Here is a 24,862-nt window from a genome sequence, read left to right as displayed (position 1 = left end):
CATGACCACCCCCCTGCTCGACATGCTGCTGCTCCTGGCCAAGATCGCCATCGTCTTCTTCGTGATCCTGACCGCCGCAGCGTACCTGGTCTTTGCCGAGCGCAAGGTGCTGGCCTGGATCCAGGACCGCAAGGGGCCGAACCGGGCCGGGCCGCTGGGGCTCCTCCAGCCACTGGCCGACCTGATCAAGATGCTGACCAAGGAGGACTTCCGGCCGCCAGCGGCCGACAAATGGCTCTTCTACCTGGCGCCGGCCATGGCCGCCATCCCGGCCATCCTCATCTTCTCGGTCATCCCCTTCGGCGCCCCCCTGACCCTTTTCGGCCGGGAGATACCACTCCAGGTGGCGGACCCGCACGTGGGGCTCCTCTTCTTCCTGGCCCTCTCCGCCATTGCCGTCTACGGCGTTGCCCTGGGGGGATGGGCCTCCAACTCCAAGTACGCCCTCCTGGGGAGCATCCGCGGCCTGGCCCAGCTCATCTCCTACGAGCTCTCCATGGGGCTCTCCCTGGTGCCGACCGTGATGCTGGCCCGCTCCTTCCGCCTCTCTGACATCGTCAACGCCCAGTCCGGCATATGGTTCATCTGCTACCAGCCGGTTGCCTTTGTCGTCTTCCTGATCAGCATTGCCGCCGAATGCAAGCGGATACCGTTCGACCTTCCCGAGGCAGAAGGGGAGCTGGTGGCCGGCTTCCACACCGAGTACTCGGGGATGCGGTTCGGGCTCTTTTTTGTCGGCGAATACATCAACATCCTGGTGCTGGGTGGATTGGCCGCCACCTTCTTTCTCGGGGGGTGGCACGGACCGCTGCTCCCGCCCGTAGTCTGGTTCTCCCTGAAGGTCCTAGCCTTTGCCTTCTTCTTCATCTGGATGCGGGGCACCCTGCCGAGGCTTCGCTACGACCAATTGATGCAGCTCGGCTGGAAAGCTTTGACACCGTTAGCATTGATCAATATACTTGTCACCGGCTGGTGGCTCACACTCCGTTGATTCGTTTCCACACGAGGCGGCTGCATCATGGCGGCCTCGTTCACCCGTATCGTGCCGAGCATTCCAAACGAGGAGGTAATGGTATGAACACAGCGGTGGCGACAGGCAGCATCAACAGAAAGGGGGAGATGGGTATGCATAACGTTAACGCGGTTAACAAGCAAGGACACACCCCACTCATGGAGGCAGCCAAGGAGGGTGATGCGGAGGGGGTCAAAGACCTGCTCCGCCGTGGCGCGGAGCTGGAGGCCAAAAGCGCAAAAGGGAAAACGGCCCTCCACTATGCCGCTGCCAACGGCCAGTTAGAAGTAGTGAACCTCCTCATCGCCAGCGGAGCGGACGTCAACGCCCGCGACAAGGACTGGCACACCCCCCTCATGCTCGCGGCCATCTATGGCTGCAATCACACCGTCCAGACCCTGATACTCAACGGGGCTGACGTCCACGCCAAGACCCTGGCCGGCAACACGGCCATGATCTACGCCAAGAACAACGACCATCCTTTGGCCTTTGCCCTGCTGCAGAAAGCGGAGCGGGCAAAACAAGCCACCGCCTGACGACACAATTTACAAAAGGGGCAGGATGAAACCTGCCCCTTTTCTGTTAGACTTGAACGCGAAACCATTTCCAGCGACCAAGGAAAGGGCGAGCGTTTTCCGCCATGCCTGTTTTCGACGACATAAAAGCCATCTACACCGGGTTCTGGACCACCTGGAAGCATATCTTCCGCCGACCGGTCACCATCCAGTATCCGGAAGAAAAGCGCCAGCCGCCCGCCCGCTACCGGGCACGAATCGTCCTGACCCGCGACCCGGACGGCGGGGAGCGGTGCGTTGCCTGCTACCTCTGCTCTGCCGCCTGCCCGGTGGACTGCATCTCCATGCAGGCGGCAGAGACGGCAGACGGCCGGCGCTACGCCGCGTGGTTCCGGATCAACTTCTCCCGCTGTATCTTCTGTGGCCTCTGCGCCGAGGCCTGCCCCACCCTGGCGATCCAGATGACCCCGGATTACGAAATCTGCAAACGGGACATCATGGACCTGGTCTATGAAAAGGAATATCTGCTGGTCGACCATGGCGGCAAGGACAGCGAGTACAACTTCTACCGCCAGGCCGGCATCGGCGTGGCCCAACCGCGGGGTGAAGGGGAAAAGGAACAGCCGCCGGTTGACGTACGGGGGTTGATGCCGTAAATCAACGTAGGGGCGAATCTTGTATTCGCCCTGATCCGGGCGATCACAAGGATCGCCCCTACATGGAAATACATGGAACAAATCCTTTTTTACATCCTCGCAGTCGTCACCGTCGTCGGCACCATCCTCGCCATCACCGAAAAGCACCCGGTGCACGCCATCGTCTACCTGGTCACCTCCTTCTTCGCCCTGGCGGTGATCTTCTACCTGCTGGCCGCGCCGGTGGTGGCGGTGTTCGAGGTGATCATCTACGCCGGCGCCATCATGGTGCTGTTTCTCTTCGTCATCATGATGCTGGATCTCGGCCACCCGGAAAAGGCCTGGCGTCCCCACCTGCGGGAGTGGTGGCCGGCCCTGCTGCTGGGGGGAATTATCCTCGGCGCCATCGTGACCCTGGCCGCTGGTGCCCGGACAAGCTCTGGGGCTGCTCCGCCGGTGAGCGTCCGGGAGTTCAGCCGCGTTCTGTTTCAGAAATATGGGGTTGCCGTGGAGGTGATCTCCATGCAACTCTTGTTTGCCGTGGTCGGGACGCTCTACTTAGGGAAAAGACGCAAAGCCAACCCCTCCCAACCTCCCCTTGTCAGGGGAGGAGACAAGCCATTCCTCCCCCCTGACAAGGGGGGATCGAGGGGGGGTATATGATCGTCCCTCTGGAGCACGTCCTGATTCTCGCTGCCATCCTCTTCGTCCTGGGGCTGGTGGGGGTGCTCGCCTGGCGGAGCAACATCATCATGATGCTGATCGGCATCGAGGTGATGCTGAACGCCGCCATGCTGGTGTTCGTGGGGGGCGCGGCCCGTTGGAACGTGGACGGCCAGATCTTCGCCCTGATGATCATGGCCATGACCTCGGCCGAGGTCTCCCTGGCCCTGGCGCTGGTAGTCTATCTGCAGCGGCGGAAGAAGACCGTGAATGCCGATGCGTTCAGTGAGATGCAGGGTTAGTTTTAATGATCACTGACTAAATGTCCCATTTGGGATGATCACCAGTTCACGCGCGCGCGTGAACTGCTCAATGAGTTGAACGACTGAAATATGAGGAGGCAACAATGGACGCGAAAGAACGGATTCATGGGCTTCTGAAGGAAATGTCGATGGAAGTCCTAAACTACATTCGCAGCCAAGAGGCATCAGCAAAAGATCGATGGGTTCCAGCGGCACAGGTAAGGAGCAAGCTCGAACTAAATTTTGTTGCTGTGCCAAAGAACAACAAGCAATACGGCGAGAAGGGATGGCTTTTCGCCATTATTGCAAGGCTACTGGAAGATCAAAACCTCATTGAATACAAGAAAATTGACGGCAAGGCATACTGCCGGACTTTTTGGGGCTAGGCATCGAACATGAAACCAACCTAAAAAGAGATAAAGGAAAAACAGAGGCTGGATGCGAAACTGGAGGATATATGCGGATCAAGACAATCCTAATTATTTGCGTACTGACATCATGGGGCTTTTTCCTAACCGATTCTGTTCATGCTGCACCAAAAAAGAGTGCGAAAACGAAGGGGTCGCAAAGCAAACCAGAAAAACCTTTCGATGTTACTGCGAATGTCTTCAGTCGACAGTCCACAAATGATGCAATCAGCATATATCGCGCTCTGCTCTCAAAGAAAAGTGAACTCGACAAGAATGAATATGAAAGCACCGAGGAATACGAAGCAAGACGCCAAAAATTATGTGAGAAGACACTTGTTGGCAATTTGAAGTTCTGCGACACGGTCGGCTTCTACTCGAATATGGATATCCGATATAACTATGATGCTGACAAGAAAGCAATGACAGTCACTCTGCCTCTTGCCGGGGAGTCAATTGATATTTCAAGCATAAAAGTAGGAAGGAAACAATATGTCGGAACCAACGCATTCGGTGTAAAGGCAAATGTAACCGCAGATGAGTATATGTCGTTTGCCATCTCAATGAGACGCGATGCTCCTAAAGTAGCTAGTGACGGTATCGTGAAGCTGAAATACGCTTTGTATTATGACGAGTTTTATAGACAGCGACGGTTTATTGATTTCGAGATTCCAATGGCCCCTGCTGAAGCTAAGGAATTGAGCAATAACGGTGGTATCGTTATCATTGGAACTTTATATGCCCCTTACATAGACAATTACAAATCACATTCCAAGCCAACCATTGATAAAACAAAGGAAATTATAAATAGGTACAACTATGTAGTTATCAATCCCGTAGAAATTTGGATTGTCAATGAAAAGACGGGCAAGATATATCGGAAAGAATCAGTAGACCTTAAGGAAAATGATTACACGAGAAATACCTTTATAACCAAGCCAATTGAAGCATTACACAAGAATCAATCTGTGCAGTGAAAAAGTTCAACTGAAGGGCGTTGGTGTCAGACCTACACTCTTGACAATGTCACATGTGTAGACCTGACACTCTTCACTCCCCCAGCGCCTTGCGCAGAGGTTCCTTGATGCTGCCGTCAAGAGCCTGCCATTCCTTGAGAGCATCGGGGACAAACTTGAGGGTATATGCGGTTTTCCCCTTGTCGGCTTCAGATGGTGTCAATGTCGACCTCGACAGCCTGATCTTTTTGCGCAAGCCGGTGGCGGACAAGTTCCGTTAATTCACGGTCGGCAAGGGCTTCGACAAGAGCCTCAAAAATTTTTGGTGTTACCATGTAAAATGCTGGACGGTTGTGATTAAGAATCGCAACCGGTTTTTCTCCAGCGGTACGGAGTACCTGCGCCGGATTTTTCTTGAATTCCGACATGCTAACTGAAAGATCAGCGTAAATGGTATCGATGTGCATAACTACCTCCTATGATAAGCTCTGAATATAGAGCTATTTTCGGAGTTTTTCAAGTCTTGCATTGTTGCTACACTCCAGGTTTAGGAAGGTTGCAGCCCTGCGCAACATTGGCATGTTTAAGCGAATACGCAACGGTGGCTACTTCGTGGAGTGGGACAACGAGGCAGATTTGAGCGCAGATACTCTGTACCTGGAGGGAAGACCGACAAAACAGTAATGGAGATATCACGACCAACTTTTTCAACTTTGATGATAATGACATGAAACCCTACCTCACCCTCATACTCCTCCTCCCCCTGCTGGGAGCCACGATCAATTCCCTGGTCGGCCGCCTATTGCCGCGCCGGGTCGTGGAGACCATTGCCTGCGGGACGGTCTGGGGAAGCTTCGCTGCGGCGGCCGGTGCCTTCGCCCTCTACCGCACGCCGGTGACGGTGGAGCTCGCTTCCTGGCTGTCCGTCTTCGACTTCAAGGCTCCGCTCACCCTGTACCTGGACCCGCTCTCCCTCTCCCTGACCGTGATGATCACTTTTGTCTGCGGCTTGATCCACCTCTACTCGGTGGCCTACATGGCCGACGATCCGGGGTATGTCCGCTTCTTCGCCCTCCTGAACCTGTTCGTCTGCGCCATGCTGGTGCTGGTCCTGGCCGAGAACCTGCCGCTCCTCTACCTCGGTTGGGAGGGGGTCGGCTTCTGTTCCTACGCCCTGATCGGCTTCTGGTACAAGGACACGAAGAACGCCGATGCCGGCCGCAAGGCGTTCATCACCACCCGGATCGGCGACACGGCCCTCGGGATCGCCATCATCTGGCTCTTTCAGCTCTTTGGCACGGTATCGATCACCGAACTGAACACCATGGGGTTCCTGATCCCTGCCGGTGTCGTGACCACACTCGGTATCCTGTTCCTGATCGGCGCCATGGGGAAGTCGGCCCAGGTGCCGCTGATGGTCTGGCTGCCGGATGCCATGGCCGGTCCGACTCCGGTCTCGGCTTTGATCCACGCCGCCACCATGGTGACAGCCGGAGTCTACCTGCTGGCCCGGATGCTGCCGTTCATCGGCGGCTCAGCGACCGCCCTGGCGGCCATAGCCATAACCGGCGGGGTGACCGCCTTCTTCGGCGCCTCCTGCGCCCTGGCCCAGCGTGACCTGAAGCGGGTACTGGCCTACTCCACCATCAGCCAGATCGGCTACATGATCCTCGGCGTCGGTGCCGGGGCCGTGACCGCCGCCACCTTCCACCTGCTGATCCACGCCTTCTTCAAGGCACTTCTCTTCCTGGGTGCCGGCTGCATCATCACCGCCCTGCACCACGAACAGGACATCTTCCGGATGGGTGGGGTGCGAAGATCCATGCCCGGCACCTTCTGGCCGTTTCTGGCCGGAACGTTCTGTCTGGCCGGAGTGCCACTCACCGGCGGCTTCTTCAGCAAGGACTCGATCCTGGCAGCGGTCTGGGAAAGAGGCGGCGCGCTCTACGGCGGGCTCTACCTGCTCGGCCTCGCCACAGCCTACATCACCGCACTCTACAGCTTCCGCCTGCTCTACCTGGTCTTCGCCGGTGAGCCTCATACTCCCCCCTTTGAGAAAGGGGGGCCAGGGGGGATTTCCGACGCTGCCCATAAGCAAATCCCCCTCGATCCCCCTTTCCCAAAGGGGGAAGCACTATTTCAGCTCCCTCGCCTCATGGAGCTCACCCTGCTCCCGCTCGCCCTCCTCGGACTTGGCGGTGGACTGCTAAACCTCCCGGAGTTTCTCGGCCACAGCGTCTTGACAGACCTCCTGGCACCGGTCACCGGTCCTCCCCACCATGCCAAAGCCGGGACCGAACTGTTACTCCAGGGAGCGGCGACAATCGCCTGTCTGGCCGGGTTCCTGGTGGCCAGAACCCGCTATGCCGGTGCTGCTCGGCAGACCAGGATCTCCGAAGCTGAACAGGAGCCGACCGGCCTCACCGCCTTCCTGCTGTATGGCTGGTATGTGGACCGGCTCTACCGCACCCTCATCATCCGCCCCTACGAGCGGCTGGCCGGCATCCTCTGGCAGACGGTGGATGAAGGGATCATCGACGACTCCCTTGACCGGTTCGCCGACCTCCTCGGCCGGACCGGCCAGTGGCTCGGCCGCTGGACCAGTGGCCGGGTTTCGGTCTACCTGCTGAGTCTTGCCGCCGGCGCGGCGCTGGTGATGGGGTATCTAGTGTGGGTGCTGTTTCGATGACCGGCTATCCACTCCTCAGCTGCCTCGTCTTTCTGCCGCTTTTAGGCGTGCTCTGCCTGCTGCCGGTCTGGCAGTGCCGGGAGCGGGCACAAAAGATTGCCCTTGGGTTCGGGCTGGCCGAACTGGCCCTGTCCGGCTGGTTGACCCTGGAGGTGGCAGCGGCACGGCTACTGCCCGGCACCAGACTCCCCGGCTTCTTCCTGCTGGAGGACCTGCCATGGATCGGCCGGCTCGGTGCCCGCTACACGCTCGGGATGGACGGGATCAGCCTGCTGCTGGTGCTCCTGACCGCCTTTGTCACCGTGGTGGGGATGGTGGTTTCCTGGAACGCTATCAGGGAACGGTCCAGCCTGCACTACTCCCTGCTGCTGGTGATGGAGAGCGGCATCATGGGGGTCTTCCTGGCCCTGGACCTGTTCCTCTTCTACCTCTTCTGGGAGGTGATGCTGGTCCCGATGTTTTTTCTGATCGGCATCTGGGGACACGGCCGGCGGATCTACTCGGCAATAAAGTTCTTCCTCTACACCCTGGCCGGCTCGCTCCTGATGCTCCTGGCAATCATCGGCATCTACCTTTTGCACGGCAGTCAGACCGGGCAGTACACCTTTGGCCTCATGTCCTTGACCGGCACGATCATCCCAGCCCAGGCCGGGGTCTGGCTCTTTGCCGCCTTCCTCCTGGCCTTTGCCATCAAGTTTCCGCTGTTCCCCCTCCATACCTGGCTCCCCGACGCCCACACCGACGCCCCCACTGCCGGCAGCGTCATCCTGGCCGGCCTGCTGCTCAAGACCGGTGCCTATGGGCTGATCCGCTTCGGCTACCCACTCTTCCCGGCAGCTGCCAAAACATTGACGCCGCTCCTCATCATCGTCGCCGTAATCGGCATTCTCTATGCCTCGTGGGTTGCCTTCGCCCAGACCGACATGAAACGGCTGGTGGCCTACTCCAGCGTCGGCCACATGGGGTTTGTGGCGTTGGGCATCGCTGCCTGGACACCAATGGCCCTCTCCGGGGCTGTCCTGCAGATGGTCAACCACGGGGTAACGACTGCTGCCCTCTTTGCCCTGGTAGGGATGCTTGACGAGCGGACCGGTACCCGGGAGGTCGCAGCCTACGGCGGTCTGTGGGGAAAGGTGCCGCTCCTTTCCGGCCTGTTCCTGCTCTTTGCCATGGCCTCGGCCGGGCTGCCCGGTCTCAACAATTTTGTGGGCGAGTTCCTGATCCTGACCGGCACCTTCCGGGTCCAGCCGCTGGCCGCGGTGCTGGCCTTCCTGGGGATCGTCCTGCCGCTGGCCTACACGGTCAAGCTGGTGCAGGAGGTCCTGTTCCTGGATGAGCGGCGCCCGCTCTCTCTCCCGGACCTGACGTTCAGGGAGGGGACTATTTTGACCGTCATGGCGCTCATTGACCTGTATCTGGGGCTGCACCCGAAGCCGGTGCTCGATCTGCTGAAGGTCCCGGTTGCCCTGCTGACCGGCCTCACCGGGGGGACACCGTGACCATCGCCGACCTCTGGATACTGATGCCGCTGCTGCTCCTGGCCGGAGGAAGCCTGCTGATCCTGCTGCTCGGCGCCATCGTTCCCGGCCGTTACACCACAACTGTCGGCGTGGCAGTGACACTGGGCGCGGCACTCTGGGCAGTTCAGTCCCCCCCCGCCCTTCTTGCCCCCAATCTTGGGCTGGCCGCCACCCCGTTCGCCCGCTTCTTCACCATCTTCTTCTCCCTGACCACCGCAACGGTCCTGGTGCTCGCCGACCGCTACAACTCCCGCCATGGCATTGCAGGGGAGGAATTCCCGGCCACAATGCTCTTTGCCGCCTTCGGCATGGTCACCCTGAGCGCATCGGTCAATTTTTTGACATTTTTTCTCGGCCTGGAGGCGTTGACGTTTGCCTTCTACATCCTGGTGGCCATCGACCTGAACCGGCCAGCCTCCGCCGAGGCAGGCCTCAAGTACCTCCTGCTTGGGGCAGTGGCGGCCGCCTTCATCGCCTTCGGCATTGCCCTGATCTATACCGGCAGCGGCTCGCTCGCCATCGACACCGCCATGCGGGCCGCTGCCGGGGACAATCTCCTGGTTCGGTCCGGCTGGGGAATCATGCTGATCGGTCTGGCCTTCAAGGCATCACTGGTCCCGGCCCATCTCTGGACCCCTGATGTGTACCAGGGCGCCCCCACGCCGGTCACCGCCTTCCTGGCAGCCGCATCCAAGGGGGCAGCGGTCGTGGCACTCCTCCTGCTCCTCACCAGGCTGGACACGGCCGACTTCCTACGAATCCCCCTGGGTGGCCTCGCGCTCCTCTCCATGGTGGTCGGAAATCTAGCGGCACTGCGGCAGGAAAATGTGAAGCGGCTACTGGCCTACTCCTCGATTGGCCAGATGGGATACGTAGCCCTGGCGCTGCTGGCGGGGAAGAGCGGCGGGTACGAGGCATCAGCTTTTTATGCGGTAGCCTACGGCGCCATGACCATCACGGCCTTTGGGGCGTTGACCGTCCTGGATGAAGGTGGTTCCGTGGAACGGGTTGACGACCTTCGAGGAATGGGCTACAAAAGCCCATTCGCGGCCGGAGTGCTGGCACTGGCCCTGTTCAGCCTGGCAGGCATCCCACCAACCGCCGGCTTCACCGGCAAGTTCCTGATCTTCGCCGCTGTCCTGCGGGCCGGCGAATTTGGCCTCGCCGTTGCCGGCATGCTGACTGCTGCCGTGTCGGTCTATTTCTACCTGCGGGTGGTGGTCAGTCTGTATCTGCAACCGCGGAATGATTCATTCACGGTGCCGGCCGCGACGGCAACGGAATCGACTGTCCTGGCACTGGTTTCTTCTCTGATTGTTCTGCTGGGGGTACTGCCTGGAGGAATGCTCGAGCTGGCTGCGAAAATCCTACGATAGGGAAACAATGAATCATGTGCTGAAAAATACACCTGCATCCTGCTGGTTTTTCTGCCATCGGGAAAAACCATGATCAATCCAGCAAAACAGGAACTGTCAGAGGGAATCCGGTTGCACCTGGAAGGTAATCTGCCCGAGGCACTGGCATGCTATTCCAGAGCCTTGAACTGCTCTCCTGACAACCCGGAGATTCTACTCCCCATTGGGGCCGTTCTCCATGACCTGGATCGCTACGACGAAGCCCTGGCCGTGTACCAGCGGATTATGGATCTTCTACCCGCATCGGCAGCGCTATACCACAATCGCGGCAACACGCTCCTTGCCCTGGACCGCTTCGAGGAGGCAATCGACAGTTACGCCAGGGCACTGGCACTCATGCCGGAAGACGCGGAGGCACTCGTCACCATGGGGACCGCCTTCGAGCAGTTGGGACGGTATGACGCTGCCATGAAATGCTACGAAGAGGCCCTGAAGCGAGTACCGGCCTGCGCCGAGGCCCATTGGAATCTGGCACTGGCTCTACTGAGGCGAGGGGAGTATCTGCGGGGATGGGAGGAGTTCGGCTGGAGATGGCAGAAGAAAGGGTATCCCACCCGTTGGCGTGAATTCCCGGCGCAGATGTGGGACGGGAGACCGTTACACGGACGCACCATCCTGATCCATGCCGAGCAGGCCTTTGGGGACACGATCCAGTTCGCCCGCTACCTCCCCCTGGTCGCCCTACGGGGAGGGACGGTGATTGTTGAGTGTCCGCAACCGCTGGCACCCCTGTTGGAAACCATCCAAGGGGTCACTCAGGTCGTTACGGCTGGAACGCCGCTGCCGCATGCCGACTTCCACCTCCCCCTGATGAGCCTTCCGCAGCTCTTCGCTACGACCCCGGAGACCATCCCTGATCAAACACCCTATCTGTTCCCTCCACAGGAACGACTGCACCGCTGGCAGGCCCGGATCGGATCGGACCAGCGGCCAAGGATCGGGTTCGTCTGGGCGGGACGGAAAAGTCCCGACCCGCACCGCAGCTGTCGGCTGTCGGACCTCGTCCCCCTTGCGAACAGTGCAAACGCCTCGATCTATTCCCTGCAGGTTGGCGAAGGAGCGGATCAGGCAGCCAACCCGCCTGCCGGCATGGATCTGATCGATCTCACCGGCAACATTTCAGACTTTGCCGACACCGCGGCACTCATCGCCCAACTGGATCTCGTGATCAGCATCGACACCGCAGTTGCCCACCTGGCAGCAGCTATGGGCAAACGGACATTTATTTTACTCCCCTTCGCACCGGACTGGCGCTGGATGCTGGGGAGAAACGACTCACCCTGGTATCCGACCGTCAGGCTGTTCAGGCAAACGGAACCAGGTGATTGGCAGGGAGTGATCGGACGCGTGATGGAAGAGTTGAAAAATGTTCCGGCGAAGGGAAAAATCGACGGGGTTGAAACGCTTGAGAGCTGACGAGGGAATATGGCGAAAAAACACCCCCTGTTCTTGCGGCAGGGGGTGTCCTCAAATGCATCGAAGCGTGAATCAGGGTTAGCTCACCTCGGGTTTGGTACGCAAACCGGCCGCGAGGTTAAAATTGATGTCGATGACAATCTGAAGCTTCTCCGGGCTGGGGTAGGCAAGCACCTCGAAAAGGCGCTTGTCGATGAAGAGACTCAGATTGAGGATATCTTCCTTCAGATTCCTGGGAAGGGGATTTTCCGGATCGGAAAGCTCAGCCTGGAAAAAACTCCAGACCTTCTGGTTGTAGCGAATCGCTTCTGTCAGCTTTTCCTCGCGCTCGGGCGCATTCCAGTTGTCTACCACCTGCTTCAGCCTCATACCGGCCTTGGTAAGCACATGCGCTTCAAGCTCCCTCCCGGAGAGGTTTTCCGTTTGAACGGTGGTATAGGCATTTATCGCGGATTGTTGCATTGCTGACTACTCCTTTTGTTGGTAAGGGCTCTTGACGCGACGGTTTTATATAGTAACCGCTCCACCAGGAAAATCAAGACTCATATTTTCAAAACGGATACCCGCTGAATCCATTATACTCGTTCCCGCTCTCATCCATGGACCTCCCCTTCAGATCCTTGCCGAGGAATTTGAAGACGATGTGCTTCGGGTCGATGATACCGTCGATCGAACTGTTCTGCTGCAAGGAAAAAGTCACCTTGGCTTCCCGCGTGGTCGCATCATAGGTAACCCTGTTCGGAACTACGGGAACCGCCACCTCCTTCGGGCTGTAGAGTCCGTTGTCATAGAGCCCGGCAGTCCCTCCCCGTGCCTTGGAGATCTGCCAGTTGGTAACCTGCATGACCGATGACGGGTCCATGTCGGTGTCAAAATTAAACGCAACCGTAAACTCCTTCCTGCTTCCCGGAGTGATGAAACCCGGATCGAGAGCCAGGAGTTGCATCGGCCCCAGGGAAAGCTGCAGCGTACTGTCGACGGAGTTGTAGAAGTAAATTTTGGGCTTCGCTGTCTCGGCCTTCAATGACGAGGAAAACCCCAATGCTGTTGGGGTTCCGATATTGCGCAGGCGGTCGATCTGCTCCTGAAGTTTGTCTTGGTTCCCAACTCCGTTGTAGGCGCGCCCCAACTCATAGATAGCAGCGGAAAAGTCCTTTTTCAGGCTTATTGCCTTTGTCAGCTGGGTGATTGCCTCGTCGTAACGCTGCTCTCCGTTCAAGGCCATTCCCAGGGCGTAGTAGCCGTTACCGTCCTTCGGTTCCAGCTTGGTGACCTGCCGGAAGTTCATCTCGGCAGACTTGTAGTCGCCGGCCTTGGCCTGGAGTTGGCCGAGGGTATAATAGGCCAGGGTATTCAGCTTGTTCTGCTTGATCCCATCCGTAAGTATCTTCATGGCATCGGCAGTCTTGCCCTGATCGATGTAGAGATTGGCAATGTCCGTGTAAAGCTTGTCCTGAGTCTTATCGACCTTCAGGGAAAGCTTATAGGCGTCGATTGCTTCCTTTTTCTTTCCAAGGGCGCTATAGGCCTTTCCTAAATAGGTATAGGCCTCCACCATATCCGGCTTGTATATCGACGCCTGCTTGAACGCCTTGACGGCCTGATCGTATTTCTTCTTCTTCATCAGGGTGATGCCGCTATTCAGTGCGGTATTGGCACTGTTCTCGCGAAGATCGGATTGCAGTGAAAGCGCTGCGAAGATCTTGTTTGTCGAATCAAGTTCCATGACTCTTCCACTCCTTCCCTGGTTTTGATTAACACAATCTATATATTGCCACATTACCAGGCTGAATGTATAGTTGCATAACGTAATTTTCGGATACCACGGGATAAAGTTGAGCCATTTTATCACCCACGACCCTCCACCTTGGGAAGAACCGCTGCGTAAAGCAATGCATGCCCATGCCGGGGGAGACGTTGCGCAGGCTGCGTCACTATATCGCGCGATACTGAACGAGTATCCTTTTCTCTCCCGTGTTGCCTACAACCTTGGCAACATTCTCAAAGAATCAGGTGAGTACGACCAGGCTGAACTCCTCTACCGCCAGGCAGTCAGCGCCGAGCCCGAACTTTTCGAGGCGGCCCAGAATCTGGCACTCGTCATCCAGGAGCAGGGGAGGATCGGCGAGGCCATTGACCTCTATCGGAACATCCTGGACCGTTGGCCGGGTCTGCCCGACCCCCGCTTCAGCCTGGCCTGCCTGCAACTGCTGTCCGGCCGCCTTCATGAAGGATGGGAAGGTTACGAGGCCCGCTTCGACTGCCTGGTCAATCCGGTACCCCGGCGCCACCCCGAAATCCCTTCCTGGGACGGCACGCTGGCCCGAGGAGTGCGACTTCTGGTGCACACCGAACAGGGATTCGGCGATGCTATCCAGATGAGCCGCTACCTCCCGCTTCTGATAGCAGCCGACATCCATGTCATCCTGGAGACCGATGCCTGCCTGGTGCCCGTTCTCTCCCGCATCCCGGGCTTGACAGCCTGCCTGGCACGTGGGGAGGTAATCCCCCGCGTGGACGCCCAAGTACCCATGATGTCACTTCCCCGTCTCTTCGGCACCACCCTGGCGACAATCCCGGCTCCGTCAATCCCCCCCCCGGAGGAGACCCTGATCCGGCAGACGGCGGAGCTTCTGCCGCCAGCCACCGGCCTCAGGATCGGCCTGTGCTGGTGCGGCCGCCAGGACATCTCCATAAATCGTAAGCGGAGTTGTCCACCCGAACTGATCCGACGTCTGCTGGATATCCCGGACCACAGCTTTGTCACTCTCCAGACAAACGCTCCCCCGGCGTACCAGCTGACCGATCCCCGCCTGACCGACCCGACCGGCCAGTTGGGCAACTTTCACGACACGGCCGCCCTGATGGCATCTCTCGACATGGTGATCACCATCGATACGGCGGTTGCCCATCTGGCCGGCAGTCTGGGCAAGCCGACCTGGCTGCTGCTTCCGTTCGTTCCCGACTGGCGCTGGCTGCTGGAACGCGACGATTCCCCCTGGTACCCCTCCATGCGCCTCTTCCGCCAGCCGGGGCCGGGAGCGTGGGAACCGGTGATCGACCTGATTCAACTGGAGCTTGCCAGGCGCAGCCCATGTCCGGGGGAGGCCCTCACAAACCGGGGCGCAATCCTGGGGATGGCTGGGCGCCATGAAGAGGCCCTGGAGATCTACCGCGAAGCCCTCGGGTTTGCCCCCGCTATCGCCGTGACCCATTACAACAGGGGTAACAGCCTGGCGGCTCTCGGATACGTCGATGAGGCCCGTGAGGCCTGGAACCGTTCCCTGACGCTGGACCCCGGCCTTGTGGAAGCACGGCACAACCTGGCTGTCAGCCTCCGGGATCACGGCGACCTCGCCGGTGCGCACGAGCTTGTTCGGCAAGCCCTGCAGCTCCGACCGGAGGATGCCGATCTGCACCACACCTTGGGCGAACTGCTCCAGGCGGAAGAGCGCTTCGGCGATGCCATCGACTCGTTCCGGAACGCGCTGGAACTGCGGCCCGAATCGGCCCGCACCTGGAACTCTTTGGGAGTAGTCTATCAATCCCTCGAAGAGGACCGATCCGCCGAAAAGTGCTACCGTCGCGCGCTGGAGTTCGATCCGGGGCATCTTCATGCCCGCAACAACCTGGGGGCGGTACTGTTGACCCTGGGACGTCCCCAAGAATCTGTACGGGAACTGGTGGCTCTCCTTGAACTGGCCCCGGGCTACGAAGACGGGCATTGGAACCTGGCCTGCTCGCTCCTGGCGGCAGGGGAATGGCAACGGGGGTGGCAGGAGTTCGAATCCCGCTTCCGGAAGCACTCGCCGGTGGAGGAGCCGCATCACGAAATTCCCCGTTGGACCGGCGACGCTCCGGAGGGAAGAACGATCCTGCTGACCGGCGAGCAGGCCTTCGGCGACACGATCCAGTTTGTCCGTTTCGCCCCCATGCTTGCAGCCCGTGGGGCGCGGGTCGTCCTGGAGTGCCAGGCCGCGCCCCTGGTCCAGCTCTTGGTGCATGTCAGCGGCATTTCCGCCGTCATCTGCCGGGGAGAGCCTTTGCCGCCGGTGGATTGTCGACTGCCGCTCATGTCACTCCCCCATATGCTGGGGATATCCGCGGAAAAGGTTGCAGCAACGGTTCCTTACCTTCAGCCGGACCAGAAGCGGTTCGACCGCTGGCGCCCGCTGGTGGCAGCCGACGCCGGCCTGAGTATCGGCCTCTGCTGGTGGGGACGCCAGACCCGGCGGAATCGCCGGCGCAGCTGTCCGCCGGAGTTACTGGCCCCCCTGGCCGGTGTGCCGGGTGTAACGCTGTACCGTCTCCAGGTTGGCGACGATGCACCCGCTCCACCGTTCCCTTTGGTGGACCATACCGGACTGATCCATGACTTTGCCGACACCGCCGCACTAATCAGCTGCCTTGACCTGGTGATCACCATCGACACCGCCGTGGCCCATCTGGCAGGGGGACTGGGGAAGCCGGTCTGGCTCATGCTCCCCCCCACCGGCGACTGGCGCTGGATGACCGGGCGGGAGGATTCCCCCTGGTACCCGACCATGCGCATCTACCGGCAGGAGACGCCCGGCGACTGGAGCGGATTGGTAGCACGCCTCGTTGCATCGCTGCGGGAAGAGCTGCTGACCAGGCAGGGGCACGACCTGATGGCAAAAGGATTGGAAACGGACGCCCTGGAGTGCTTCCGCACGGCAACCGGGCACCGGGATGCCACCGCCGCATCCTGGCTCAACCTGGGAAACGCCCTGCATCGCACTGGGGCCACATCGGAAGGACAGGAGGCCCTCAGGCGTGCGGTTCAGCTCGCCCCCTCCTATCCCGAGGCCTGGCAGAACCTGGGGCTCTTGAACCAGGAGATGGGTGAGATAAGCGACGCCTTCATCTGCTTCCAGCAGGCCCTGCGTCTGCGGAACGGTTATCCGACGGCCCGCTGGAATCTTTCCCTGCTGCAGCTCCTGCTTGAAGATTACGATGAGGGTTTTCGCAACTATGAGTCCCGCTTCGACAAGATCCCCCCGATTCCCCTGCGGCACGCCGGGCTCCCCCTCTGGGACGGAACGCCCCTCAACGGGAAACGGATCATTGTCCATGCCGAACAGGGGTATGGCGACACCATCCAGTTCTGCCGCTATCTTCCGTTCTTGACAGCGGCGGGAGCATCGGTCATCTTCGAGGTACAGGACCAATGTCTGCTTCCCCTGATGCGAACGCTTGCGTGCCACTGCACACTGATTGCGAGAGGGGATGCGGTCCCGCCCGCGGATCTGCAGGTACCGCTCATGAGCCTTCCGAGGATTTTTCGGACCAGACCCGAGACGGTGCCGGCCGCCATTCCCTACCTGCGGGCCGCCCCGGGGCAGGTTGAACTCTGGCGGAACCGGATGGTTCCGGGGGAAAATATCAGGGTGGGAATTGCCTGGAAGGGACGCAGCGAGCATGTCAACGACCGGTTCCGTTCCTGTCCACCGGAAGAGCTGGGCCCCTTGGGGCACCTGACGGGCATAGACTGGTATTCGCTGCAGGTGGACAGCCGGCAGGGACCGTTGCCGCCGCTTCGCCTGGTCGACCTTACCGCCCGAATTGCGGATTTCGGCGACACCGCCGCCCTGATATCCAACCTCGACCTGGTCATCAGCGTTGATACTTCCGTAGCACACCTGGCAGGGGCACTGGGGATCGCGACCCGGCTCCTGCTGCCGTTCGCCCCGGACTGGCGCTGGGGGCTCCACCGGAACGATACCCCCTGGTACCCCGGCATGCGCCTTTTTCGTCAGCGCTCTCCCGGTGATTGGCAGGACCTGATAACACAGGTTGCAGATGCGTTGACCGGCTTGACACGTAACATATAAGAAGCGGAGTCATCACATGCATGTTTCGCCCCACTCAATTGCCCGCTTTCTCACCTTCCTGGAAAAGGTCGCTACCGAAACCTATCCGGAACAGCCTTCTCCAGGTCATGACGCCGTCATCGCACGGGCCATGAATGTCCTCTTTGACAACTTCGTGCTGCCGCCCGCGGCCCATATCCTCGATGTCGGCTGCGGTCAGGGAGTTGCACTGAAACCATTTCAGGAGCGAGGCTACAAGCCGATTGGGGTCACACTAAACGTAACCGATGCAAATATTTGCCAACAACTCGGCTTTGATGTCCGGGTCATGGATCAGTCGTTCCTCGACTTCGACGATGCCACGTTCGATCTCGTATGGGCCAGACACGTGGTCGAGCACAGTTTCATGCCGCTGTATACCCTGACCGAATTCCGGCGGGTCTTGCGCCCCGGAGGTATTCTGTACATGGAAGTTCCAGCGCCGGATACCCTCGCACACGAATCAAACCAGAATCACTACAGCGTGTTGGGCAAAACGATGTGGACAGCCCTGCTGAAACGAAGCAGGCTTGAGACTGCTGCCACCATCGACTACTTTATGAAAACCGTCGACGACCGAGCAGACGAATTCTGGGGTTTTTATGCCACTGCCACGCCGTGCAGGTAATGGTGCATCCTCAACTTCGACCGGGAATCACTCAATGTAGATTTAGGGGATGCCAATGAACGACTGTATCCAAATTCCCACCCAATCCCGGTCTACGGAAAAACATAGACCATCAGAGAGTCCGTCATTATGAAAATCTGGCTTTCATACGTCGCCTATCCCGTAACCACTGCGGTCTACCTGGAGAGAGCTCTGGCGCGGCTGGGGCAGGTTACCACCATCGGGCCCCGGTTCCCGGAGGAACTGTTAACCACCTGGAAGCTTGAAAACATGAAGCTTCCGCTGTACGACCAGATGATGCCGACCGGGTTTACCCCGGATATGGATAAGGTTCTGGCCGATATTGCCCCGTCGGAACACCCTGACCTGTATATCTGGGTCGAGTCGGTGGGAGGACACGAACCGCAAAACCTGACGGCGCTTCGCTGCCCCAAGGCCTGCTACCTGATCGACAGTCACCTGAACCTTGAACACCATCTGGAGTGGGCGAAACGGTTCGATTACGTCTTCACGGCCCAAAGGGAATACATCCCACTATTCCGCCAGGTCAACCCGCGCTCGTTCTGGCTTCCCCTGGCCTGCGACCCGGAGATACATGGTGGGAAACCCCGCGAGAAGCGGTACGACGTCGGGTTCGTCGGTTCGCTGGTCTTAAATCCCAGGCGTCAGCAGTTGCTGGACAAACTGGAGGCCGGCGTCAACCTCCACCGGACACGCTGTTTCTGGCACGAAATGGCGGAAGTGTTCGCCGCCTCGAAGATCGTCTTCAATACCTCTGTTAGAAACGACTTGAACATGCGCTTCTTCGAGGCGCTCTGCTCAGGGTCGATGCTCCTTTCCGACATGGCAACCGGCAGCGGTCAGGACGAATTGTTCCGGGACGGTGAGGAGTACGCCTGCTACCATGATGCAACCCTTATCGAAACCGTCCGTTTTTACCTCGAGAACGACGAACTGAGTGAACTGATCGCCGAACGTGGCTGCAGGCTGGTCCAGAACGCCCACACCTATCTGCACCGGATGGAGGATCTCCTGTCGGTCGTCAGCGGCACCAGGGACGACACCCTGTCTGCGGGGGAACTGCGGGAGCGTTCACTGGCCGGCGTGGGACCGTTGTCAGGCCCGAATCTCTCCCCGCGGATCCACATCAGCAGCCAGAGCCGCAGTTTTGTCATCCCGGTGCTGGATTATTCGCCGGCCAGCGAGTTCAACATCATGACCCTCCTCCAGGATCTGGAGAGGATGCCGGGCGATGTGCTGGTTGTTTTCAACAACCAGGGCGTTGCTGATGACCTGAAGGGGCATCCGCGGATCACCCGCCACGCCGTCATGTCGGAAAATATCGGCGTTGCGAGGGCATGGAACGTGGGGATCAGCATGGCAGCAACCCCGACCGTCATGATCCTGAATGCCGACCTGCACCTCGATGCAGGGGCTGCCGACGCCCTGGAGCATGGTCTAGCCACCCTCGACCGGGCGGCCTGCACCGGCCCCCAGGGCTCGTTCCTCAACTTCGGGCTGACCCGCGACTACCTCTATTTCGACAAAGGGAGCTTCAACGCCCCCATTCAGGTGGATGCCGTCTCCGGGTTCCTGTTTGCCGTCCGACGCGACCAGTTCGGCCCCGGCGGCCTCAAGTTCGAAGAGGCCTACACCCCCTGCTATTTCGAGGAATGGGACCTGGGGCTGCAGATCAAACGGCTGGGGCTGAAGAGCTGGATCGTTCCCACTACCGCCTATACTCACCACTGGAGTGGCTCCATTGCGGCCCGGCGGGAGATCGACTGCCTGGGACTCAGCGAATCGCCCCAGGCGATCCTGAAGAGAAACCGGCTGCTGTTCCTTTCCAAGTGGCGCGACCTGACCCGGAACGAACGGAACGAGTCGATCCTTGCCAGCTGCATCGAAGGCTATGCCCGGCATTATCTGCTCTCGATGCTCAAGGCCGACAATCCGTTGACCGAAACGGCAGCGCACCAACTGGTCGCCCTGGCGCCGGAGCGGGTGGATCTCCAGCTTCTGGCGGCGTTCGTGCTGACCCGCCTCGGCAAACAGGAAGCCGCCCGCCACTACCTGCAGCAAGGGTCGGGACCTGCCGGCTTTCAGAGCGATGGCTATCTGTCCGGACTTTCGATCGAGTTGCTGAATCTCCGCTGACCCCATGCGATATGGCCAGGACGACACAGTCAGTATGATCAACCTGGAGCGGAGCCAGAAGGTTCTGCCGAAAGGAACATGATGAAGGTTTCCATGCCCAGAGGGCGTGCCCACGGCTGGGGCATCGCGGGAGAATATCTGACGCGGGAGATTTCCGGGCTTCCCCACCTGGAAGGGGTCACCCTCCACTGCATGAAGGGACACGATCTCCAGCCGTTGGATCCCGATGCCTGGGACCAGGTAAATATCGGCTACTGCTTTTTCGAGGATGCCCTGTCGGTACTGACGCATGCCCGTGCGGCCGGCCAACGCTGGGACATGATCGTGACCGGCTCCCGCTGGTGCGAGTACTTGCTGCGCGGCGCCGGGGTACGAAATTGCGCCACCATCCTGCAAGGGGTGGACAGTGACGGATTCTATCCCGGACCGAAGCGCGGCTACGAAAATCGCTTTGTCGTTTTTTCCGGCGGCAAGTTCGAGATCCGCAAGGGGCAGGATGTTGTCATCGCGGCGATGCGGCACTTCATGGCACGCCACGACGATGTGCTGCTTTCCTGCGCCTGGCATAACCAATGGCCGTTTTCTCTGGCCACCATGGAGTTGTCACCCCACATCAACTTCCGGTATCGCGAAGCGGAGTGCAGCGAAATCCTGGCCGAAACACTGGCCGCCAACGGCATCCCGCTGGACAGGGTCCTTATGCACCCCCCCCGGGATAACAGCCTGATGCGCGAGATCTACCTTGCCTCGGATATCGGCCTGTTTCCGAACCGCTGCGAAGGGGGCAACAATATGGTCATGTGTGAATATATGGCCTGCGGACGGTCGGTAATTGCCTCGGATATGACCGGCCACAACGACGTGATAACCCCGCACAACGCATTTGCACTTACCCGCTATACCCCGCGTCATTATCGCCACGCGGCTGAGGGGTTCTGGTATGAGCCCGATCCTGACGAACTGCTGGAACTATTGGAATACGCCTATCAGCATCGTCGTGAGGGGAGGATCAAGGGGCTCCGGGGGGTCGCGGACATGGCCCGCCTCTCCTGGACTGAGGCGGCCCGGCGTTTCCATGCCATAGGCCACTCCCTGATCAGGCGGAAAGGTCCTTCAGCATAGCACGGTATGCCTCTTCCATGTTTCCGGCGAACCGTTCCCCGGCGCACAACGGAGAACCCGCCATGGTGGAACGGAGGGTCTGACGCATCATGGAGAGCCGGGGAAGGTCTCCGGCCAGTGAGCAGGCAAGCTCCACGTAGCTCTCCCCGGTTTCAGCGACCAGGGCGCCCAATCCAACGCTCTCAAGCAGCGTCCTTCCCACGCGGGAGGCATGGCACCTTCCGGAAAGAGAAATCACAGGCACCCCCATCCAGAGGGCCTCGCAGGTAGTGGTCGTGCCGTTGTAGGGAAAGGTATCCAAAGCGATATCGACCTGACCGTACAGGGTCAGATGAGAGTGCCGGTCAGGGGTCCGTCCGAGCATAATGAGCCGTTCCTTCGGAAGAGACGAGCGTTTGACGAACCTGTCCGTGGCCTCGGGGTCGGCAAAAATTTCCGACTTCAGCAACAGCCGGGAGTTGGGAAGCAGGTCCAGGACGGTCCGCCAAAGAGCCAGCACCGTAGGGCTGGCCTTGTCAATCCGGTTGAAGCTGGCAAAGGTAATCCCTCCGGACCTTGAGCACGGCAACGGTAAGGCCGCAGCCGGTGCATCAGGGGGAGGGGTGTAGCACAAAAAGGGAGCAGGAAGCCGTATCAGCCGCTCGGTATGCCATTGGTCGGCCGCTCCCGGCGGATCTGCCACCGCGTCGCTGATCCGGAACCCGATGGCTTCCAAACCGGTTGAATGGGGGTACCCCAGCCAGGTCGCCTGTACCGGCGCAGGCCGCAGGGCCATGAGCGGCAGCCGGTTCCCGGCGGTATGCCCCGCCAGCTCCACCAGAATCTGAATGCCGTCCTTCCGTATCAGATCGGCAGCCTCTTCATCATCCATGCCGTCAATCTTCCGCCAGCGGTCGACATACCCCTGAAGCCGGCGGGTCACCGGATCCTCCTCCCCGCTACACTGGTAACAGGTCACCTCGAACCGTTGCCGGTCATGCCGGCGAAGGAGTGCCTCCAGAAAACAGGTTACGGAATGTTCCCGCAGGTCCGGCGACAGGTATCCGATCCTGATCCTGCCGTCGTCAGCCGGAGGAACAAAAGACACCGGTGGAACCGTACCGAAGCGGCGTCCCCATTCCCTATGGGCCAGGGCCGTAAGGTCGGCAGAGTGGCGATCGCTGAAGAGAAGCGCAAAAAGCCGGTTATCCGCAGCCCTTTCATCTGCCGGTTCCAACTCGTTTGCCCGTCGATAGCAGACGATGGCCCGTCCGATCTCCCCAAGTCGCTTCCAGGTATTTCCCAGCTCGATCCAGGCCCCCTTATGGGCCGGCCCCCTTCGCAGAGCCTCCCGCAACTCCCCGACTGCGTTCAGGAAGCGTTGCCGTTGCAGGGATACTCCGGCCAGGTGATACCAGGGCCAAGGATCACCGGGGCAGTGAACCACCCGCTCCCGGCAGAACCTCTCCAGGTCATCCCAGCGCTCCATCAGACGGCAAAGATCGGCGAGTGGGTTAAAAAACTCCCCTCCCGGGTCAATCATGAACCCCTTGCCCAGCAGTATCAGCGCATGGTTATGGCGCCCAGCGGCCAGGCATTCCGCCGCCTCGGCCAGCAGGAAATGCGTCGCCGGCATCATGTGCGGCCCCTTTCCTGCCCTGCACACCAGCGGGCCCAGACCGTACGGTAGGCATCCTCCACCTGTCGGGCAAAACGTCTGTGATCGCAGAGGGGAGAGGCGCTCACCATTCCCCGCAAGCGGTTGCGCAGTGCCGCCTGTAGTGGACGGTTCATGGCCAGGGCAACGGATTTTTCGATATACTCTTCTGGGGTCTCCGCGATAAATTGCGGCAGGCCAACCGTTGTCAGCAGGCTGGCCCCCACGCGTGACACATGAGTCCGGCCCGCGAGTGTCACCACGGGCACCCCCATCCATAGAGCCTCACAGGTAGTGGTGGTGCCGTTGTAAGGAAATGTGTCCAATGCAATGTCCATCCGTTGGTACCCGCCAAGCTGCTCTACGACTGAACTGGCATGCCCCAACAGTTCAAGGCGGTCGGCGGCAACCCCCTTCCTTTCCAAGTGCCCCCCCATATCACGTGCAATGCGCTCGCGCTCCTGCCCCCGGTAACGGAGGACCAGCCGGGACCCGTGAACACGCAACAGGAGATCGGCCCAGATGTCGAGAAGCTGAGGGGTAATCTTACTGAAATTACTCATGCTGCCAAAGGTGATAACATCGTTGGCCTCGCAGGAGGGAGGTGCTACAGCGGGAAACTCGGCCCCGGGATTGTAGCAGAGGAAACAGCCGGGGAGCCTGAGCAGTTGCTCGGTGTGAAGGTGTTCCGTCATGCCGGGAGGATCGGCGATTGCGTCGGTGATCCGGTAGTCGATGGTCGCAAGGCCGGTCGTATCCGGATATCCGATCCAGGTCACCTGCACCGGTGCGGGGCGTAACGCACACAATGGCAGGCGGTTGTCGGCGCCATGGCCGGTCAGGTCCACCAGGATATCGATACGATCCTGTCGTATCAGAGCACAGGCCTGGACATCATCCAGGCTGGTTATGTCACGCCAGGTCAACCGGAGATCCTCGCGCAGACGGCGAGTCACCTCGTCCGGCTGCTTGACGTTGGCGTAGCAGAACAGTTCAACACGGGCAGGATCGTGGTTCGCCAGCACCGGCTGGATGAAGAAACTTACGGCATTCATTCGGAAATCGGGAGAAACATAGCCAATCCGCAACCGCCGGTCAGGGCGGGGCTCGTTAGAAAATCCGCACGCAGCGGGCCCCTGGAAAAATGTCTCACCCCATACGCGGTGGGCTTGTGCGATCGTCTCAGGCTCAACATGAGCCGGATAATGCAAGGTTAAGAGACGATTCTGGCTGTAGAGCAACCGTTGCACATGGGTCGGCGCCAGACTGATCGCCTGTTCGAAGGTATTCAGCGCTCTCCCTGTGTCCCCCAGATAGACCTGTAACGTTGCCAAGCAGTTCAGTATCTCAGCAGGGTCGGAGGGTCCCAGCTTGAGGGCGTGGCGATAGCACTCCGCCGCTCGATCATAGGCGTAACCGACAACGTGCACCGAAGCCAGCGACACCCATAATTCGGCGTCACGACTATCTATTGCCAAGGCCTGCTGGAAACAGTCCCTGGCCCCTCGGGTGTCACCCAACTCCTGACGGACAATGCCCAGGTTCTTCCATAACACCGGGATTGCAGGTGCAGAGCGGCAGGCGCGTGAAAAACAGTCCGCTGCTCCTTCCCACTCCAGACGCCGAGCTAGGCAGACCCCCAGCAGAAAGAGCGCCTCAAGGTCATCGGGCCTTCTTTCCAGCAAGGATCTGCTTAACGATTCCGCCGCCGACAGATTACCTGTTGCCAGTAGATGTTCGATCTGCTCCGACGTTGCAGTGCCATTCCCTGGATGCATAAATAATTTCGCCTCAAAAAAATTTTCTGCTAAAGTTTGCATCAAGCTGGCCGAAAAAGAAACTCAAGAACTAGTTTCAAAATGCAAAAATTTCCAAATCCCGGTAGAAGACCGGGAAAAACACCCCTAGAAAGGAGTAAC

21 protein-coding genes are annotated in these 24,862 nt (G+C 59.5%); 15 read left to right on the top strand and 6 right to left on the bottom strand.

Annotated elements, in window-relative coordinates; genetic code table 11:
- Nucleotide 1: 1 nt before the first annotated feature.
- The 7 genes from nuoH to JN12_RS11725 all read left to right on the top strand — a co-directional run bounded on the left by nuoH (nt 2) and on the right by JN12_RS11725 (nt 4,511).
- Nucleotides 2-991, top strand: coding sequence for an NADH-quinone oxidoreductase subunit NuoH (nuoH, locus tag JN12_RS11755; RefSeq protein ID WP_145022926.1), 990 nt, complete (start codon nt 2-4; stop codon nt 989-991).
- 83 nt (nt 992-1,074) lie between these two features.
- A complete protein-coding gene (locus tag JN12_RS11750; protein ID WP_246125855.1) occupies nt 1,075-1,548 on the top strand; it encodes an ankyrin repeat domain-containing protein in 474 nt (157 codons plus the stop codon).
- 104 nt (nt 1,549-1,652) lie between these two features.
- Nucleotides 1,653-2,183 carry an NADH-quinone oxidoreductase subunit NuoI gene (gene nuoI / locus JN12_RS11745; protein WP_145022924.1) on the top strand — a complete coding sequence of 177 codons (531 nt, stop codon included), beginning with the start codon at nt 1,653-1,655 and terminating at the stop codon, nt 2,181-2,183.
- A gap of 72 nt (nt 2,184-2,255) precedes the next feature.
- Nucleotides 2,256-2,825, top strand: a complete 570-nt coding sequence (locus tag JN12_RS11740; RefSeq protein WP_145022922.1) for an NADH-quinone oxidoreductase subunit J family protein — start codon at nt 2,256-2,258, stop codon at nt 2,823-2,825.
- Complete coding sequence (gene nuoK, locus JN12_RS11735; RefSeq protein ID WP_145022920.1) at nt 2,822-3,127, top strand: NADH-quinone oxidoreductase subunit NuoK; 306 nt, start codon at nt 2,822-2,824, stop codon at nt 3,125-3,127. The genes JN12_RS11740 and nuoK overlap by 4 nt, the downstream gene beginning before the upstream one ends.
- A gap of 104 nt (nt 3,128-3,231) precedes the next feature.
- Nucleotides 3,232-3,513: a hypothetical protein gene (locus JN12_RS11730; protein WP_145022918.1), complete on the top strand. Its 282-nt coding sequence runs from the start codon at nt 3,232-3,234 to the stop codon at nt 3,511-3,513.
- A gap of 71 nt (nt 3,514-3,584) precedes the next feature.
- Complete coding sequence (locus tag JN12_RS11725; protein WP_145022916.1) at nt 3,585-4,511, top strand: hypothetical protein; 927 nt, start codon at nt 3,585-3,587, stop codon at nt 4,509-4,511.
- A gap of 73 nt (nt 4,512-4,584) precedes the next feature.
- Here JN12_RS11725 and JN12_RS21030 read toward each other — a convergent pair whose 3' ends face one another.
- Together JN12_RS21030 and JN12_RS11715 are read right to left on the bottom strand one after the other, a co-directional pair.
- The gene (locus JN12_RS21030) at nt 4,585-4,713 is read right to left on the bottom strand and encodes a type II toxin-antitoxin system RelE family toxin (protein ID WP_281287731.1); all 129 of its coding nucleotides are present in this window, start codon (nt 4,711-4,713) and stop codon (nt 4,585-4,587) included.
- Nucleotides 4,700-4,957 carry a type II toxin-antitoxin system prevent-host-death family antitoxin gene (locus JN12_RS11715; RefSeq protein ID WP_211360536.1) on the bottom strand — a complete coding sequence of 86 codons (258 nt, stop codon included), beginning with the start codon at nt 4,955-4,957 and terminating at the stop codon, nt 4,700-4,702. Before JN12_RS11715 ends, JN12_RS21030 begins: the two co-directional genes overlap by 14 nt.
- 260 nt (nt 4,958-5,217) lie before the next feature.
- Between JN12_RS11715 and nuoL the strand changes: the two genes are divergently transcribed.
- From nuoL to JN12_RS11690, 4 genes are all read left to right on the top strand, one after another.
- The gene (gene nuoL, locus JN12_RS11705; protein WP_145022911.1) at nt 5,218-7,179 is read left to right on the top strand and encodes an NADH-quinone oxidoreductase subunit L; all 1,962 of its coding nucleotides are present in this window, start codon (nt 5,218-5,220) and stop codon (nt 7,177-7,179) included.
- Nucleotides 7,176-8,678 carry a complex I subunit 4 family protein gene (locus tag JN12_RS11700; RefSeq protein WP_145022909.1) on the top strand — a complete coding sequence of 501 codons (1,503 nt, stop codon included), beginning with the start codon at nt 7,176-7,178 and terminating at the stop codon, nt 8,676-8,678. The genes nuoL and JN12_RS11700 overlap by 4 nt, the downstream gene beginning before the upstream one ends.
- A complete protein-coding gene (locus JN12_RS11695; RefSeq protein ID WP_145022907.1) occupies nt 8,675-10,075 on the top strand; it encodes an NADH-quinone oxidoreductase subunit N in 1,401 nt (466 codons plus the stop codon). Before JN12_RS11700 ends, JN12_RS11695 begins: the two co-directional genes overlap by 4 nt.
- 69 nt (nt 10,076-10,144) lie before the next feature.
- Nucleotides 10,145-11,530, top strand: coding sequence for a tetratricopeptide repeat protein (locus JN12_RS11690; protein WP_145022906.1), 1,386 nt, complete (start codon nt 10,145-10,147; stop codon nt 11,528-11,530).
- A 78-nt stretch (nt 11,531-11,608) separates the two neighbouring features.
- On the opposite strand, the gene flaF is transcribed toward JN12_RS11690, so the two are convergent.
- The gene (gene flaF, locus JN12_RS11685) at nt 11,609-11,992 is read right to left on the bottom strand and encodes a flagellar biosynthesis regulator FlaF (protein ID WP_145022904.1); all 384 of its coding nucleotides are present in this window, start codon (nt 11,990-11,992) and stop codon (nt 11,609-11,611) included.
- A gap of 88 nt (nt 11,993-12,080) precedes the next feature.
- Nucleotides 12,081-13,256 (bottom strand): tetratricopeptide repeat protein, encoded by a 1,176-nt coding sequence (locus JN12_RS11680; RefSeq protein ID WP_170241909.1) that lies wholly within the window; start codon nt 13,254-13,256, stop codon nt 12,081-12,083.
- 109 nt (nt 13,257-13,365) lie between these two features.
- Between JN12_RS11680 and JN12_RS11675 the strand changes: the two genes are divergently transcribed.
- The 4 genes from JN12_RS11675 (at nt 13,366) to JN12_RS11660 (ending at nt 21,307) form a co-directional block, all read left to right on the top strand.
- Nucleotides 13,366-17,382: a tetratricopeptide repeat protein gene (locus tag JN12_RS11675; protein ID WP_145022901.1), complete on the top strand. Its 4,017-nt coding sequence runs from the start codon at nt 13,366-13,368 to the stop codon at nt 17,380-17,382.
- A gap of 16 nt (nt 17,383-17,398) precedes the next feature.
- Entirely contained in the window at nt 17,399-18,028 is a 630-nt protein-coding gene (locus tag JN12_RS11670; protein WP_145022899.1) for a class I SAM-dependent methyltransferase, read from the top strand.
- Between the two features lie 129 nt (nt 18,029-18,157).
- Nucleotides 18,158-20,185, top strand: coding sequence for a glycosyltransferase family protein (locus tag JN12_RS11665; RefSeq protein WP_145022897.1), 2,028 nt, complete (start codon nt 18,158-18,160; stop codon nt 20,183-20,185).
- A gap of 93 nt (nt 20,186-20,278) precedes the next feature.
- Nucleotides 20,279-21,307, top strand: coding sequence for a glycosyltransferase family 4 protein (locus tag JN12_RS11660; protein WP_246125854.1), 1,029 nt, complete (start codon nt 20,279-20,281; stop codon nt 21,305-21,307).
- Here the strand turns inward: JN12_RS11660 and JN12_RS11655 are convergent.
- Nucleotides 21,282-22,925: an O-linked N-acetylglucosamine transferase, SPINDLY family protein gene (locus JN12_RS11655; RefSeq protein ID WP_145022894.1), complete on the bottom strand. Its 1,644-nt coding sequence runs from the start codon at nt 22,923-22,925 to the stop codon at nt 21,282-21,284. The genes JN12_RS11660 and JN12_RS11655 overlap by 26 nt on opposite strands.
- Nucleotides 22,922-24,721 (bottom strand): O-linked N-acetylglucosamine transferase, SPINDLY family protein, encoded by a 1,800-nt coding sequence (locus JN12_RS11650; RefSeq protein ID WP_170241908.1) that lies wholly within the window; start codon nt 24,719-24,721, stop codon nt 22,922-22,924. Before JN12_RS11650 ends, JN12_RS11655 begins: the two co-directional genes overlap by 4 nt.
- Between the last annotated feature and the right edge of the window lie 141 nt (nt 24,722-24,862).

This window comes from Geobacter argillaceus (assembly GCF_007830735.1).
GTDB lineage: Bacteria > Desulfobacterota > Desulfuromonadia > Geobacterales > DSM-12255 > Geomobilibacter > Geomobilibacter argillaceus.
Note: the sequence above shows the minus strand (reverse complement) of the source record. Positions and strands in the feature narration are given on the sequence as shown.